Source organism: Mesorhizobium sp. M0293, assembly GCF_040321735.1.
Lineage (GTDB): Bacteria > Pseudomonadota > Alphaproteobacteria > Rhizobiales > Rhizobiaceae > Mesorhizobium.
In genome coordinates this window covers 99,367-115,157 of sequence record NZ_JAMYSA010000001.1, presented here as the reverse complement: position 1 = coordinate 115,157, position 15,791 = coordinate 99,367, and the positions used below count along the sequence as shown (strand labels likewise).

Here is a 15,791-nt window from a genome sequence, read left to right as displayed (position 1 = left end):
TCAGCGACGCGGTTGCGTGCGGTGGCCGCCGCCGCGATCGGCCGGAAGCTGCGGCACAGACGCAGCGCCGTGACCTTTGTAAAGCGGCGATTCGAGATAGCGGGCGATGGCAAACCGCACCAGCACTGCAACGGCGGCGGAAGCCGGCACCGCGATCAACAAGCCGACGAAGCCGAACAGCGCGCCGAAGGCAAACAGCGAAAACATCAGCCATACCGGGTGCAGGCCGACGCTTTTGCCGACCAGCCGCGGCTGCAGGATGTTGCCCTCGATGAACTGGCCGATGAAGAATACCACCGCGACGGCGACGATCATCGTCCAGTCCGGCCAGAACTGGACGATGGCAACGCCGACGGCCAGCACCAACCCGGTGAGCGAACCGACATAGGGAATGAACGAAATCAGCCCGGCGAACAGGCCGATGAGGATGGCGAAATTCAAGCCGGTCAGCGTCAGTCCGGTGGCGTACATGGCGCCCAGCACCAGGCACAGCGTGCCCTGGCCGCGTACGAAGCCGGCGGTGGCGGTGTTGATGTCCTTGGCGATGGCGCGCACCGTCGCGACGTTGTCGCGCGGCACCCAGCCGTCGATGACCGCCACCATGCGGTCCCAGTCGAGCAGCATGTAGAAGGCGACCACCGGCGTCACCACGAACAGGCTGACCACCGAGACCAGCGCCACGCCGGAACTCCAGATCGAGGTGAAGACCGTGGTGAGCAGGCCGAAGCCGGAGGTCAGCAGCGAATTCAGCCCGTCACGCAAGCCATTGGCGTTGACGCCGAATCTCTGTTCCAGCCATTTCGGATCGAAAGACGTGATCAGGCTCTGCAGCCGGGTCAGGTATTCCGGCAATTTGCTGGCGAAATCGGCCATCTGCGTCGCCAGCACCGGAATGAGGATGACGAAGGCCAGCACCAGCACGATGAGGAAGGTGATGAGGATGACCACCGTCGCCATGAAGCGGGACAGGCCGAGCCGCTGCAGCCGGTCGGCGACCGGATCGAGGAAATAGGCCAGCACCATGCCGGCGACGAACGGTAAAAGGATGCCTGAGAAGACGTAGAGGAACAGCGCCAGCAGGACGGCGCTGATCAGCCAGAAGCGGATCTGGCGGTGAAATGCCAGAGACGCAGTTTCGCCTGCCGCCGCGGCCTCGGCGGCCGCTTCGATGGATTCTTGGTCAGGTGCCCGGTTTGGAGCCTTCGCCATAGCCGCTCATATGCCTCAGCCAAGCCACGAGATAGGCCGCGGCCGAAGCCACGGTCAAGACCCCGGATAGCAATATGAGGACTAGCCTCAGCGGGTCGAGGTGCACGACAAGGGCGAGTTCGCCCAGCACAACCGAGGCCAGCACGATCTGGATGGCGGTGTTGGCCTTCGACACAAAAAGCGGTTTCATCTCGACCGGATGGGCCATGACGGTGGACAACACAACGGCGCAGACGATCAACGCGTCGCGCGACACCATGGTGACGACGAGCCAGAGCGGCAATTGCCCGATGAAGCCCATGACGACGAAGACCGAAACCAGCAGCAGCTTGTCGGCGATCGGGTCGAGATAGGCGCCGAGCGTGGACTGCTGGTTGAAACGGCGGGCAATGAAGCCGTCGACGCCGTCGGAAATGCCGGCAATGAGAAAACCGGCGAAGGCCCAGTCCCAGCGCGCCTGCAGCATTGCCAGCACCACCGCCGGCACCAGAACAAGGCGCAGGATGGTGATCAGATTGGGGATGGTCAAAGCGTGCCTGCCGGGTTTGCTTCTAATACATGATGGAGACGGAGGAGGATCGCAAGGGAGAAGCGCCGGACGTGGCAAAGGTCTGTGAGTGAACCACCCCTTTTGCCCTGCCGGCCATCTCGACAGTCTCGCGTATATACGATGTCCCTAACCTTCACGGAAAATGTGCGGTCGCTGGACAGCGAAGTACAGCGACCTGGGCTCGCGGCGACACCTTCCTTGGTCAGACCGCAGACGCCTCGAGGATGGAAATGGGTCCTCGGGTCTGAATCACGTGTTCAAGGCGTAGCCCGGCGGCGTCGAACAAGCTTGCATATTGGGTCCGCGTTCTCTCCAGGCCGCCAGTGACGGCGAGCATGACCACGTCGATACCCTTGATCTGGTTCGGTTCGTCACCTGGCGGCACGAGCGTCTCGGCCACAAGCACCTTCCCGTTCGGCAGCATTGCCTTGCGGCAATTTCGCAGGATCTCCGCGGCACGCCCATCATCCCAATCGTGAACGACCTTCTTGATGACATAGACGTCACCGGTGGGAACACTTTCAAAGAAATTACCGGCGACAAATTCGGTGCGCGGCAGGTCGCCTCCGGCACCCTGGCGCGCTGCCGCGACGCCCGAAGGCAGATCGAAAAGCACGCCGTCCAGGTGAGGGTTGCGCGCCAGGATCGCCGAGAGAAGCTGGCCATGTCCACCGCCAACGTCGACGATCCGCGTGAACGGCTTGAAATCATAGGCTTCGGCAATGGCCTCGTTACTGCCTTGGCTCAAGGCGACCATGGCACGCTGAAACAAGGCAGCCTGCTCCGGATGTTCCGACAGCCAGTCAAACCTTGGGCTCCCGAAAACCTTGTCGAAGGCCGGCTTTCCGGTGCGAACAGAATGCAGGAGCTGCTCGAAGGCAAGATAGGCCTCGCTGTTGATCATACGAACGAAGTCACGGGGACCCGGCTGATCGGAGCGCAGCACCGCACCAACCTCCGTCAACTCGAAATGACGGGGCAGCACTTCCCTAAACACCCCTTCAGGCGCGAGAAGTCGCATTACACGATAAAGCGAGTCAGCATCCGATTGAGTGGCAGCCGCCAGTTCATCTACCGACCGCTCGTTGGCAGCCAGGAGATCGGGGATGCCGAGTTCGATAATGACGCGCAGCGCCTGTGACACGGCGAATCCGAAGCCTAGTCTCATGACCTGTTGCGAAGGATTGAGCATGGCTTGTCCCCCAATGCCTGATGCATGGCAACAGAGCACCAACAACAACTACATACAAGGATGCAAAGGGGGGAGGCGAAATGGAGACGCGAGGTTTGCCTCCGATGAGAGAGGTTTGCCTCCGATGAGAAACGAGGGCGGAGGAGATTTTGCACAAGGGGCGCCATCGCTTCGCTTTTATCGGGGGCAAAAGCCAACCATTCTGTCGTCATCCTTGCGAGGCGCAGCCGTTCATGCGAAGAGCCCGCAAACGAGCAGGAAAATTGCGATGAGCAAGCGCGACACAAGCCAGGCCAAAACGGGCCAGCCCAAAACGAGCAAGCCCGAAACGAGCAAGCGCAGAAACGGGCTCACCTATGCCGAGGCCGGTGTCGATATCGACGCGGGCAATCTCATGGTCGAGAAGATCAAGCCGTTGGTGCGCGCGACGCGCCGGCCGGGCGCCGATGGCGAGATCGGCGGTTTCGGCGGCCTGTTCGACCTCAAGGCCGCCGGCTTCACCGATCCGGTGCTGGTGGCGGCCAATGACGGCGTCGGCACCAAGCTCAAGATCGCCATCGATGCCGGCAAGCACGACACGATCGGTATCGACCTCGTCGCCATGTGCGTCAACGACATCGTCGTGCAAGGTGCCGAACCCCTATTCTTCCTCGACTATTTCGCCACCGGCAAGCTCGATCCCGATCAGGGCGCCGCGATCGTCGGCGGCATTGCCGAGGGCTGCCGCCAGGCCGGCTGCGCGCTGATCGGCGGCGAGACAGCCGAGATGCCCGGCATGTACCATGGCAACGACTACGACCTTGCCGGCTTTGCGGTGGGCGCGGCAGAACGCGGCCAGCTTTTGCCGACCGACGACATCGTCGAAGGCGACGTGCTGTTGGGCCTGGCCTCCTCGGGCCTGCATTCGAACGGATATTCTCTGGTGCGCCGCATCGTCGCCGTCAGCGGCCTGGCGTGGGGCGACCCGGCGCCATTCAACGATGAGGCCACGCTTGCAGAGGCGCTGCTTGAGCCGACCCGCATCTACGTCAAGTCGATCCTCAAGGCTATCCGCAACACGCATGGCATCAAGGCGCTGGCCCACATCACCGGCGGCGGCTTCCCCGAGAACATTCCGCGCGTGCTGCCCAAGGATTTTTCGGCCGAACTCGATCTCGAGGCGATCGACGTCCCTCCAGTGTTCTCGTGGCTGGCCAAGACCGGCGGTGTGGCGCCGGAAGAGATGATGCGCACCTTCAATTGCGGCATCGGCATGATTTTGGCGGTCGCGTCCGGCCAGGCGGCGCAGGTCGCCGCCGTGCTGCAGGAGGCCGGCGAGACGGTGACGCCGATCGGCCGCATCGTGCCGCGCCGAGATGCCGGCGTCATCTATCGGGGCTCGATCGGCCTATGAGCGCGCAGAGGAAACGCACCGTTGTCCTGATCTCGGGGCGCGGCTCCAACATGACCGCGCTGATCGCGGCGGCCAGCGACCCGGCCTTCCCGGCCGAGATCGTCGGCGTCATTTCCGACAAGGCCGACGCCGCCGGCCTCGGCATCGCCAAGGCGCGCGGTATCGCCACGCAAGTCATCTCGCGTGCCGACCATGGCAGCAAGCAGGCGCATGACGCCGCCATCGACGCAGCGCTCACGGCATTCAATGCCGATATCGTGGCGCTGGCCGGCTACATGCGCATCCTCACCCCCGGCTTCGTCCAGAAATGGCAGGGCCGCATGATCAACATCCACCCTGCCCTGCTGCCTGCTTTCAAGGGGCTCGACACCCATGCGCGCGCACTCGCCGCCGGCATGCGCATCCATGGCTGCACGGTGCATTTCGTTACCTCCGAGATGGATGACGGCCCGATCATCGCCCAGGCGGCCGTGCCGGTGATGGTCGGCGACAATGCGGATACATTGGCTGCCCGCGTGCTGAAGACCGAGCACCGGCTCTATCCGCTGGCGCTGGGGCTGGTCGCCGAGGGCAAGGCACGCATGGAGGCCGGCCGTACCGTGCTAGCCCACTTTGCCGACGATGCCGACAACAGCACTTCGGTGGTGATGGCGCCCGACCCGCTGCGCGAGGAAGCCGACCTCGAGCATCTGGCGCGCATCACGCCGTGAGTCGAGGGCGTGGTGATGAAACAGCTTCTCCTGCTTCGCCACGCCAAATCGAGTGGGGACGATCCGGCACTCGATGATTTCGACCGTCCGCTCGCCGACCGTGGATTGAAGGCGGCACAATCGATGGGGCGCGAGCTTGTAGCGCGCGACTGGCTGCCGGACCTGGCGCTGGTGTCGCCGGCACTGCGCACCCGCGACACGTGGCGGCTGGTGGCGGCGGAACTGCCTGCGCATCCCAAGGTCGCATTCGCCAAGGCGCTCTACGATGCTTCGGCGGCGGATATTCTAAGCCAGATTCGTCAGGTCGATCCGTCGGACGGCAGCGTGCTTGTGGTGGGGCACAATCCGGGTCTGGAAGATCTGGCCAACCAGCTTGCCGGGCCAAGGTCGGAGGCCAAGGCGCGCAAGAAGCTCGCTGAAAAATTCCCGACAGCAGCCCTCGTGCGCTTCGTTTTCGAGGGCGACTGGTCGGCCCTGTCCAGCGCCCGGCTGACACATTTTCTGCGGCCGAAGGATCTGGGCTAGAGTGCAAGACAGGTAGCGGGCAGCCTGCCGCGCACCCGCTCGAGCCATCAGTTGCCCCAGATGCCCTGACCGGATTCGGGCCAGTTGGTCCTCATCTTGGCATCGGTCGCCTTGTGCTTGGCCATATCCATGGTCCTGACCGAGCCGGTGACGGCATGATCGACGCTGACAGCAGGCTGGTTGGCAGTGCCGGATCCGTAGTGATCGCTGCCGGCAAAGGCGCTGCCCGTGGCAACGAGGATGACGGCGGCAATGAAAGCAATTCTGTTCATTTCAAGTCTCCTGGTTCTTGCGTTAGGCGGCGCCTTGGGAGGACGGTCCCGCTAAGAACAAGACCCTGGGCAGTCCGGTTTTATTCCCGGATGTGGAATGTTTTGGGACGCGGAATGTTTTTGCCGACTGCGAAGATCGCTGCTCAAGCCGGCGCCGCGGGCTGCGAGTCCCCGAAGCACAAAAAACAAGAGCGGCGGGCCAAGCCCACCGCTCTTTGTAGTCAAGACTTGCCTGGATTAACGGCCCCAGATGCCCCGGCCAGATTCAGCCGGCACCTTGGCGTTGGCGTCGCCCTGTGCTTTCGAGAGCTTCAGGATCGAGCCGGTGTGCGAGGTGTCGATGTTGAAAGTCGACTGGCCCGAAATCGACTGGCTCGAAGTCGACTGATTGGGAACCGGCTGGTTGGCATTGTAGGAGCCGTAATTGTCGCTGCCGGCGAAAGCGGTGCCCGTGGCAACGAGAATGGCGGCGGCGGTGAGTGCGATCTTGGTCATTTTATTTACTCCAACGGTTCTCTGTTCTGTCCGTCTAGTGCGTGCCCTTGGGAGGAATTTCGCGTCGCTCGGACCACCCCGAGATGGGTTTGCCCTGCCGCGGATTCCAATCACGAAGATGTTCCACGGATTGTGAGATTTCGGCCCTTGAAATTCGACAAATAGCCTTGGCAGTCATAATTTTACGCTCAAAATCAAGTTGTTAACATACGTCATCACCGTGGGCGCGACCGTGCACCGAGCCGGTCGTTCACTCTACGCTGCACGGTCCGTCAACAGAAAACGAACCGATCGGTTCGATTTGAACCTATTTGGCCGCTCCGGAGTTCTTTTTTGCGATGCCGACGCGGGCGAGGTACGGATCCGAACAACCAACCGGGACGACAAACCGGCCCTATCGGCGGTCATGCGGTGATACGCCACCCTGTCGTGGCACACCCAACGGGTCGCTCAGTCCCAGCACGTCGCGCATGTCATATTCGCCGGGCGGGCGTCCCGCCACCCAGAGTGCGGCGGCGATGGCGCCGCGGGCGAACATGATGCGGTCGCCGGCCGAATGCGACAGGGTCACGGTCTCGCCCTCGGCGCAGAAGATGGCGCTATGTTCGCCGATGATGCTGCCGCCACGCATCACCGCAAAGCCGATCTCGCCGGCTGGACGCGGGCCGGTGACGCCGTCGCGGACCCGCCTTGCGACCGTCTCCAGGTCGATGCCGCGCCCGCCGGCTGCGGCTTGCCCCAGCATCAGCGCCGTCCCCGATGGCGCATCGATCTTGTGGCGATGATGCGCCTCGACAATCTCGACATCCCAGTCGTCGGGATCGAGCGCCTTCGCCGCCCGCTCGACCAATCCGACCAGCATGTTGAGCCCGAGCGAAAAGCTGCCGGAGCGCACGATTGCAATGGTTTTCGCGGCAGCGACGATGGTCGCCAACTCAGCGGTGCTGAATCCTGTCGAGCCAATGACCAGGGCCGGCCCGCCGCGCTCGGCGCAAATCCTGGCCAGCTCGGCCGACGCAGCCGGCGTGGTGAAATCGATCACGATTTCGGCCATGGCAAGCGCCTCGTCGCGGCTCACCAGACCTTCGCCGACGATCCCCGGCCGGTGAAAGCGGGCGGTGAGCGCCAGCCGCGCATCGGCCTGCACGGCATCCGCCATCTGACGGCCCATGCGGCCCAGCGCGCCCGCGAGGGCTATCCTGGTCGGTGGTTGGGGCATGGCGCCAGAGACTATTTCCACATGCCGCGCATGCGCGCGCCGATGTCGACGCGCACCTCAGGCCGGGCCGCCCTGCCCTGTGCCGCCTGCGCGCTCGGCCATGATACCTGTTGGAATGCCGCAAGGATCGAAGCCGGGATGAAGCGCGTGCGCGAGGCATAGAGATGGCGGTCGCCGCGCGCCGCCTGGCCGTGCGGAAAGAAGCGCTGCGGCATGACGAGGTTGAGATTGTCCTTGGCCCGCGTCATCGCCACGTAAAGCAACCGGCGCTCCTCGTCGATATCTTCCTTGGTGCCGACGCCGAGATCGGCCGGGATGCAGCCATCGACCGTGTTGAGCACGAAGACGTTCTTCCATTCCTGGCCCTTGGCCGAATGGATGGTCGACAGGATCAGATAGTCCTCGTCGCGATGCGGCGGGCCGGCCTGGTCGCTGGTCGCGTCCGGCGGGTCGAGCGTCAGTTCGGTCAGGAAGCGTTCACGCGACGCATAGCCCGACCCGATCTGCTCGAGCTGCAACAGGTCGGCCCGGCGCGTCGTCGCATCCTCGTGGATGCGTTCCAGATGTGGCTCATACCACAGCCTGATCTGTTCGAGGTCGGCCGGCCATTTGGAGCCCGCCCGCAGGCCGGAATAGAGCGAGACGAAGCCCGGCCAGTCATCGGCCGCGCGTTGCGGTGGGCGCCAGCCGGCCAGGCCCATCGCTTCATCGAGCGCCGTCGTCATGGTCTCGACGATCTGCGCGGCGGCCGAAGGGCCGATACCCGGCATCAATTGCAGCACGCGGAAACCTGCAACGCGGTCGCGCGGGTTTTCGGCAAAGCGCAGCACCGCCAGCACGTCCTTGACGTGAGCGGCATCGAGGAATTTCAGGCCGCCGAATTTCACGAAGGGGATGTTGCGCCGCGTCAGCTCGATCTCCAGCGGCCCGCTGTGGTGAGAGGCGCGAAATAGCACCGCCTGGGATTTCAGCACTGTCCCGGCTTCTCGCTCGGCCAGGATCGTATCGCAGACGAAATTAGCCTGCTCGACCTCGTCGCGCACGGTCACCAGCCTCGGTCTGTCGGTCGACTTGCGCTCCGACCACAGGTTTTTGGTGAAGCGTTCCGAGGCCTCGCCGATCACGGCATTGGCGGCGGCGAGAATGGTTTCGGTCGAGCGGTAATTGCGCTCCAGCATCACCACATCGGCGGCCTGCGCGAACTGGTTGGGGAAGTCGAGGATGTTGCGCACCTCGGCGGCGCGGAACGAATAGATCGACTGTGCATCGTCACCGACGACAGTTAGCCCGGCGCCGTCGGGTTTCAGCGCCAGCAGGATCGAGGACTGCAAGCGGTTGGTGTCCTGGTATTCATCGACCAGCACATGGTCGAAACGTCCTCCCAGATGGGCCGCTATTTCAGGTTCGGCCGTCATCTGCGCCCAGTAGAGCAGCAAATCGTCGTAATCGAGCACGTTCTGCGCCTGCTTGGCCTCCACATAACCAGCGAACAGAAGTTTCAGCTGCTCCGCCCAGCCGACACACCAGGGAAAGGCAGATCCCAATACCTCGTTAAGCGGCGCCTGCGCATTGACGGCGCGCGAATAGATGGCAAGGCAGGTGCCCTTGGTGGGGAAACGCGCTTCCGTTTTCGAGAAGCCGAGCTCATGCCGCACCAGGTTCATCAGGTCGGCGGAGTCCTCGCGATCATGGATGGTGAAGGCCGGGTCGAGGCCAATCTCCAGCGCATAGTCGCGCAGCAGCCGCGCTCCAATGCCGTGAAAGGTGCCGGCCCAGGTCAGTGCGTCGGTGATGACAGCTGCATCACGGCCGAGCACTTCGCCGGCGATGCGCTCGACACGCTTGGCCATTTCGGATGCCGCGCGGCGCGAGAACGTCATCAGCAGGATGCGGCGCGGGTCGGCCCCCTTGACGATAAGATGAGCGACGCGATGCGCCAACGTGTTGGTCTTGCCCGAACCGGCGCCGGCAATGACCAGCAACGGACCGGCGATCTTGCCGTCGCCATGCTCAACGGCCTGGCGTTGGGCGTCGTTCAGCCGCGCGAGATAGGCAGGCTGGATGGTCGGTTCCCGAAAGGTCGAATCAGCGGCGGCGAGGTTCATCGCCCATCAAGCATCGTTTCTGCTTTGTTCGCAACGTCGATGCGAAGCAGATCGGCCCCCCGGACCGAGGAAACGGATCGCGCCTAGCGTTGCGGATCGACACTCATGGCGGCTGATTGCCGACGCAAGGTCTCGCGATCATATTTCGACGGCGGCAACAGCAGCGGGTCGACTGTATCGGGCACGTCTTCGACCATCTTCCTGGCGATACGATAGGCGACATAGACCAAAGCGCCGGCGACAAGCAGACGGAACATGGCTGCAACACTCCATTGGAGCAGGACCAACCGAGGAGACGGCATTTGGTTCCCTTTGCCGATGTTCAGGCGCGGTAAGAAAATCGAGGGGCGGCGACAGCTTCCGCCAACGCGCACGTTCGGTGATGCATTCCTTGAGACGCGTCAGCAAAGAGGGCGTTTGGGAGAAGAAGGCCGGCGCCGCTTGGGAGGAAGAATGAAGCGCCGGCCAAGCGGATAATTAGGTCCGCCGCACCAAAGAGGTTAGCTGAGTCTTTCCCTTGCGTCATCGGTCGATTGTTTACGTTAAAAGCGTACCGACCCGCACAAGCGGTCTATCGCCGGCCAAGCGTGTCTTGACCATCATCCCTGCAATTCCTTGAGGAGTTTAAAACCGCGAGCTGGCTGGCAATACCCATGGTGTTTGGGCCAGCGGCGAGCGCGGCAACCCGCGATCATCTCCCGGCTTCGCCACCGAGCCTTTGCCTGACCACGGCGACGTGGAAATTCGTGCCGAACAACAGCCCGTCATCGTTAAAGTCGTAGCTGGAATTGTGCAGCGGCGCGGAAGCCTCGCCATTGCCGAGGAAAACGAAGCAGCCCGGCACATGGTCGAGAAAGCGGGCGAAATCCTCGGAGGCGGTCATCGGCTCGCGGGCGACAGCGATATTGCCGGGCTCGAAGACGTCTCTTGCGGCCGCGAACGCGGCATCGACCAGTTCAGCATCATTGCGCAGCGGCACGAACTCGCGGCTGTACTCAACCTCGGCGGTGACGTTGTAGGCGGCGGCGGTGCCCTCGGCGACGATGCGCATCTGCCGCTCGATCTCGGCGCTGACCTCGGGGCGGAAGCTGCGCGCATCACCGAGAATGCGGGCAAGGCCGGGTAGAGCGTTGCGGGTGCCGTCGGTGATCAGCTCGGTCACCGAAACCACCGCTATGTCGGCCGGGCTCAGCCGGCGTGAGATGATGGTCTGCAGATTGGTGACCAGCGCGCAGGCGGCGACCAGCGTTTCGTTTCCCGCATGCGGTCGCGCGGCGTGGCCACCAAGCCCTTTCAGCACGATCTCGAAGATATCCTCGGCCGACATGATGGGACCGGCTCGGGTCTCGAAATACCCGATGGGCAGGCCGGGCATGTTGTGCAGGCCAAAGATCTCGTCAAAGGGAAAGCGCTGCATCAGGCCATCGTCGAGCATGGCGAGTGCGCCCTTGCCCCATTCCTCGGCCGGCTGGAAGACGAAGCGCACGGTGCCGTCGAAACCGCCCTCGCTGGCCAGCAGCTTTGCCGCGCTGAGCAGCATGGTGGTGTGGCCATCATGGCCGCAGGCATGCATGAAGCCGGGATTGCCGGAACGGTAGGGCGCGTCCGACTGCTCGGTGATGCGTAGCGCATCCATGTCGGCCCTCAGCGCAATCGCCCGGTTGCCGCTGCCGCGCTTCAGCGTGCCGACGACGCCGGTGCCGCCGACGCCTTCGGTGACATCGTCGAGGCCGAACTCACGCAGTTTGGCGGCGACGAAGGCTGCGGTACGCTTCTCCTCGAAGCCGAACTCCGGATGCGCATGCAGGTCACGCCGCCAGGAAATCATCTCCTGCTTCAGCGCGTCACGATCGAGTTCAGACATTCTTCTGCCTTCCCTGAGCTACTTTGCCAGTTGCGCGGCCACATCAAGCAGGATGTTGGCGCCGGCAACAAGCTCTGCATCTCCGGTGTGCTCGTGCGGACTATGGCTGATGCCACCGGCGCTCGGCACGAAGATCATCGCTGCCGGGGCGATGCGCGCCATCATCTGTGAGTCGTGACCGGCGCCGGACGTCATCCGCTTGACGCCAAGGCCGCGGTCTTTCGCGGCGGTCTCGATCCGCTCGACGATGCTGATATCAAAGATCACCGGCTCGAAGCGGGCCAGTTGCTCCACCGAGACCGTCACCTTCTCGGTGAGGGCAAGCTGCTCGAGATAGGCCGCAAGTGCCGCCTCCTCCGCCTGCAGGCGCTGTTCGTCGGGGTCGCGCAGATCGATGGTGAAGACGGCGCGCGAGGGAATGACATTGATGGCATTCGGTTCGAAGCGGATCGTACCGACGGTAGCCACCGTCGGCGCATTCGAGGCTTGGACCCGATCGAGCAGGAAGGTGATGACACGGACGGCGGCGTGGCCGGCATCGCTGCGCATCGACATCGGCGTGGTGCCGGCATGATTGGCGACGCCGTCGATGGTGACGCGTTGCCAGGAGATGCCTTGCAGATTCTCCACCGCACCGATCGGCACGCCTTCCCGCTCCAGCACCGGCCCCTGCTCGATATGCAGTTCGAGATAGGCGTGCGGCTTGAGGAAGCCGGGTTCCCGGTCGCCGGCGTAGCCGATGCGGGCGAGTTCCTGCCCAAGCACTCTGCCGTCGGTGCCGACGGCCGCCAGCACCGTTTCGGCATCGATGCCGCCGGCATGGACCAGCGAACCCATCATGTCGGGGGTGTAGCGCACGCCCTCCTCATTGGTGAAAGCGGCGACCGCGATCGGGCGCGACGGCGAAAAGACTGATGCCTTGAGCGTCTCGATCACCTCCAGTCCGGCAAGCACGCCGTAGCAGCCGTCATAAATGCCGGCATCGATATGCGAGCCGATGAGCAGCGGCGCCTGCCCGGCATTTTCCAGGCTTTGCCAGATACCGAAAATGTTGCCGACCCGGTCGACAGCGATATCGAGCCCGGCCTGCCGCAGCCAGCCGACAAAGAGGTCGCGGCCCTGCTTGTCGGTGTCGGAGGCGGCCAGCCGGATCAGCCTGCCCTCACTGTCGCGGCCGACGGCACCGAGTTCGTGGATATGGCCAAGCAGACGCTGTGCATCGATTGCGATCATGACGTTGCCTCGGCTGTCATCTTGCCGGCCAGCACATCGGCCGGGCTCATGCCGACCAGCTCGGCATAGCGATGCGGGTCGGTGGCGCCTTCGGTGTTGATCACCAGCACCCGCGATTTGCCGTCAAGCCCAAGATCAGCATGGTTGTCGGCCACCGCCCGGATCAGTCCGGCAAGGCCGACGCCGCCGCTTTCGCCAGCAACGATCACCGGATCGCCAGCGCTCGGCCGCGCCAGCCGCCGCATCACCGCGATGGCGTCGTCTTCACCGACCGTCATGAAAGCGTCGGCGACGCGTGCCAGCACCCGCCAGGCGACCGGCGAGGCCTCGTAGCATTCAAGCATGGCCATCACCGTCGGCCGGCCGTGCGCGATCTTGACCGGGCGCCCGACCTGGGCGGCCGCAAAAACACAGGCGGCACGCGCCGGCTCGACCACGATGAGGGTCGGCCTGGCATCACCAAGCACGATGGCGAGATGGCCGGCCAGCGCTGCGGCAATGCCACCGACACCGGCTTGCACGAAGACATGAGTTGGCGCCCGAGGGAGCTGGCGTAGCGCCTCGCGCACGATCGCCGTATAGCCCTGCATGACGAGGCCTGGAATGTGCTCGTAGCCCGGCCAAGAGGTGTCGGAGACCACGGTCCAGCCCTTCTCGGCCGAAACCTGGGCTGCTTGCCTGACCGAGTCGTCATAATTGCCGTCGACGCGGATCATCTCGGCGCCATAGCGGGCGATTGCCGCGATGCGCTCCTCGCTGACGCCGGCGTGGACGAAGATAGCCGCTCGCGCACCGACGAGTTGCGCGCCTTGCGCGACCGAGCGGCCATGATTGCCGTCGGTCGCACAGGCAAATGTTATCGTCGCGGCGATGGCCCGCACATCCGGCCGATCGAGATCGGCCACATCGACGGGCCGGCCAAGCCTGGTGCTTGCCTCCTCCAGCACCAGGCGGAAGACGGCATAGGCGCCGCCCAGCGCCTTGAAGCTGCCGAGGCCGAGGCGAAAGCCCTCGTCCTTGATATGGATGGCGCCCAGCCCGAGTTCGGCGGCGAGCGCCGGCAGCGCATGCAGCGGCGTCACCAGGTGATTGTCGCGATGGGCAAGAAAACGCTCGACAGTATTGGCGCCGGCAACGCCGAGGGTTTCGGCATCGACCGGATCGAGTGGCAGGTGATGCAAAGCATTGCCGTTGAGCAGGAACACTGGCGGCCTCCTTGGCGTTCAATGAGAATATATTGCAGGATTGGCGCAAGGAGCGCTGTAATACGGCCTTCTAAATGCAAATTTGTTTCGCCGGGATATCTCCATTGCCTGTATCGCCACCCTCGCTCGACAGTTTCGATCTCGCCATCCTTGCCATCCTGCAACGCGACAACACGACGCCGCAGCGGCTGATCGGCGAAGCGGTCAACCTCTCGGCGCCGGCGGTGCAGCGCCGCATCAAGCGTATGGAGCAAACCGGCGTCATTGCCGGCAATGTCGCGGTCATCGAGCCGGCGGCGGTCGGCCAGCCCATCACCATCTTCGTCGAGGTGGAACTCGAGAGCGAACGCGCCGAACTGATCGACGCGGCCAAGCAGCAATTCTCGGCGACCCCTGAAATCCAGCAATGCTACTACGTCACCGGCGAGGCCGATTTCATCCTGGTCATCACGGTGGCCGACATGGGCGCCTATGAGGCGCTGACGCGAAAACTGTTCTTCGACAGCAACAATGTCCGGAAGTTCCGCACTTTCGTTGCCATGGACCGGGTTAAGGTCGGGCTGACGGTGCCCTTGCCCGGCTGAAAATTGCTGGCGTGGCAGGCTCCGGCTGCCACGCTTTTGCCATTCTCCGGAAGCGAATTTGTTGGCGGAGGCGCGCTTGGACGACACCACCCCAGTTGCGATCATCGGTGCCGGGCCGGCGGGCCTGGCTATTGCCGCGTGCCTGCGACAGGCCGGGCAGGACTTCGTCCTCCTCGAAAAAGAGCAGCAATCCGCGCCCGCCTGGCGACGCCACTATGAGCGCGTCCACCTGCACACGACCAAACGCTATTCTTCGCTGCCCTTCGTGCCCTTTCCGAAGGACTATCCGCGCTATGTACCGCGCGATCTCTTCACCGCATATCTCGATGCCTATGCGCAACGTTTCGATCTGCGGCCCCGATTTGGAGAAGCGGTGCGGGCGATCACCCGGCAAGGCAGAAGCTGGCTCGTGGACACGACAACAGGCCCCTTGCACGCTTCAAACGTCGTGATCGCGTCGGGTAACAACGCAGAGCCGCTGATGCCCGGATTTGCCGGCGCCGATGCCTTTAGGGGCAAAAGCCTGCATAGCGCTGACTATCGCAACGCCATGCCTTTTGCCGGCCAGTCGGTGCTGATCGTCGGCATGGGCAATACCGGCGCCGAGATTGCACTCGATCTTGTGGAAGGCGGTGCGCGACCGACGATTTCGGTGCGCGGCGGCGTTCATATCGTGCCGCGCGAGTTGCTCGGCGTGCCCATCCAGATGATCGGCATGGCGGCGCGCCTGATGCCGCAACGCATCAACGATGCCTTGTTCCCCATCATCCTCGATCTGGCATTGGGCAGGCTGGAGACATACGGGCTCAGGCGGCCACAGCAAGGAATGCTGCAGCAGATCGCGCTCTCGTCGCGCATTCCGACGATCGATGTCGGCACCATCCGCAAGATCCGCGAAGGCGCGATCAAGGTCGCACCCGACATTGCCGAGATCACTGAACAAGGCGCCCGTTTTGTCGACGGCAAGCATGGCGAGTTCGACGCGATCATCTTCGCCACCGGCTTCCGGCCGGGCTATACCAAGCTGCTGGAGCCCGGCGTCCAGCCGGGCCGCAGCGGCGTCAATGCGAGGGCTTCGGATCTCGGCCTTTATCTCATCGGCTTTCACAATCCGGTCACCGGATTGCTGCGCGAAATCTCGATCGAGGCAGAGCAGATCGCCGACGACATCCGCCTGCGACGAGACCGAAAGAAGACGGCTGAAATCCTGCCGGTATGATTGGGCGCGAGGGGAG

Annotated in this window: 16 protein-coding genes; 5 read left to right on the top strand and 11 right to left on the bottom strand. The window is 63.6% G+C overall.

Annotation, left to right across the window (positions count from 1 at the left end):
• The 3 genes from NKJ06_RS00580 to NKJ06_RS00570 all read right to left on the bottom strand — a co-directional run bounded on the left by NKJ06_RS00580 (position 1) and on the right by NKJ06_RS00570 (position 2,951).
• Positions 1–1,209, bottom strand: coding sequence for an AI-2E family transporter (locus tag NKJ06_RS00580; RefSeq protein ID WP_352627130.1), 1,209 nt, complete (start codon positions 1,207–1,209; stop codon positions 1–3).
• Positions 1,181–1,738, bottom strand: a complete 558-nt coding sequence (locus NKJ06_RS00575) for a CDP-alcohol phosphatidyltransferase family protein (protein ID WP_352627129.1) — start codon at positions 1,736–1,738, stop codon at positions 1,181–1,183. The genes NKJ06_RS00580 and NKJ06_RS00575 overlap by 29 nt, the downstream gene beginning before the upstream one ends.
• Before the next feature lie 223 nt (positions 1,739–1,961).
• A complete protein-coding gene (locus tag NKJ06_RS00570) occupies positions 1,962–2,951 on the bottom strand; it encodes a methyltransferase (protein ID WP_352627128.1) in 990 nt (329 codons plus the stop codon).
• A gap of 268 nt (positions 2,952–3,219) precedes the next feature.
• Between NKJ06_RS00570 and purM the strand changes: the two genes are divergently transcribed.
• The 3 genes from purM to NKJ06_RS00555 are packed head-to-tail and all read left to right on the top strand — an operon-like array spanning position 3,220 to position 5,579.
• Complete coding sequence (purM, locus tag NKJ06_RS00565) at positions 3,220–4,344, top strand: phosphoribosylformylglycinamidine cyclo-ligase (RefSeq protein ID WP_352627126.1); 1,125 nt, start codon at positions 3,220–3,222, stop codon at positions 4,342–4,344.
• Positions 4,341–5,054 (top strand): phosphoribosylglycinamide formyltransferase, encoded by a 714-nt coding sequence (purN, locus tag NKJ06_RS00560; protein WP_352627124.1) that lies wholly within the window; start codon positions 4,341–4,343, stop codon positions 5,052–5,054. The genes purM and purN overlap by 4 nt, the downstream gene beginning before the upstream one ends.
• 15 nt (positions 5,055–5,069) lie before the next feature.
• Positions 5,070–5,579: a SixA phosphatase family protein gene (locus NKJ06_RS00555; protein WP_352627122.1), complete on the top strand. Its 510-nt coding sequence runs from the start codon at positions 5,070–5,072 to the stop codon at positions 5,577–5,579.
• Positions 5,580–5,626: 47 nt separating this feature from the next.
• Here NKJ06_RS00555 and NKJ06_RS00550 read toward each other — a convergent pair whose 3' ends face one another.
• From NKJ06_RS00550 to NKJ06_RS00515, 8 genes are all read right to left on the bottom strand, one after another.
• Complete coding sequence (locus tag NKJ06_RS00550) at positions 5,627–5,851, bottom strand: DUF680 domain-containing protein (protein WP_352627120.1); 225 nt, start codon at positions 5,849–5,851, stop codon at positions 5,627–5,629.
• Positions 5,852–6,088: 237 nt separating this feature from the next.
• On the bottom strand, positions 6,089–6,346 hold the full coding sequence (locus tag NKJ06_RS00545; protein WP_352627119.1) for a DUF680 domain-containing protein: 258 nt from the start codon (positions 6,344–6,346) through the stop codon (positions 6,089–6,091).
• Positions 6,347–6,740: 394 nt separating this feature from the next.
• Positions 6,741–7,565 carry a 4-hydroxy-tetrahydrodipicolinate reductase gene (gene dapB / locus NKJ06_RS00540; RefSeq protein ID WP_352627118.1) on the bottom strand — a complete coding sequence of 275 codons (825 nt, stop codon included), beginning with the start codon at positions 7,563–7,565 and terminating at the stop codon, positions 6,741–6,743.
• A gap of 11 nt (positions 7,566–7,576) precedes the next feature.
• A complete protein-coding gene (locus tag NKJ06_RS00535; RefSeq protein WP_352627117.1) occupies positions 7,577–9,670 on the bottom strand; it encodes an ATP-dependent helicase in 2,094 nt (697 codons plus the stop codon).
• An 83-nt stretch (positions 9,671–9,753) separates the two neighbouring features.
• The gene (locus tag NKJ06_RS00530) at positions 9,754–9,927 is read right to left on the bottom strand and encodes a hypothetical protein (RefSeq protein WP_352627115.1); all 174 of its coding nucleotides are present in this window, start codon (positions 9,925–9,927) and stop codon (positions 9,754–9,756) included.
• Between the two features lie 434 nt (positions 9,928–10,361).
• Positions 10,362–11,534, bottom strand: a complete 1,173-nt coding sequence (locus tag NKJ06_RS00525) for a M20 aminoacylase family protein (RefSeq protein ID WP_352627113.1) — start codon at positions 11,532–11,534, stop codon at positions 10,362–10,364.
• 18 nt (positions 11,535–11,552) lie between these two features.
• A complete protein-coding gene (locus NKJ06_RS00520) occupies positions 11,553–12,767 on the bottom strand; it encodes a Zn-dependent hydrolase (RefSeq protein WP_352808514.1) in 1,215 nt (404 codons plus the stop codon).
• Entirely contained in the window at positions 12,764–13,972 is a 1,209-nt protein-coding gene (locus NKJ06_RS00515) for a diaminopropionate ammonia-lyase (RefSeq protein WP_352627110.1), read from the bottom strand. Before NKJ06_RS00515 ends, NKJ06_RS00520 begins: the two co-directional genes overlap by 4 nt.
• 104 nt (positions 13,973–14,076) lie before the next feature.
• On the opposite strand from NKJ06_RS00515, the gene NKJ06_RS00510 reads away from it, so the two are divergent.
• Positions 14,077–14,556, top strand: coding sequence for an Lrp/AsnC family transcriptional regulator (locus tag NKJ06_RS00510; RefSeq protein ID WP_352627109.1), 480 nt, complete (start codon positions 14,077–14,079; stop codon positions 14,554–14,556).
• A 76-nt stretch (positions 14,557–14,632) separates the two neighbouring features.
• Positions 14,633–15,775: a flavin-containing monooxygenase gene (locus NKJ06_RS00505; RefSeq protein WP_352627107.1), complete on the top strand. Its 1,143-nt coding sequence runs from the start codon at positions 14,633–14,635 to the stop codon at positions 15,773–15,775.
• The last annotated feature ends 16 nt before the right edge of the window (positions 15,776–15,791 follow it).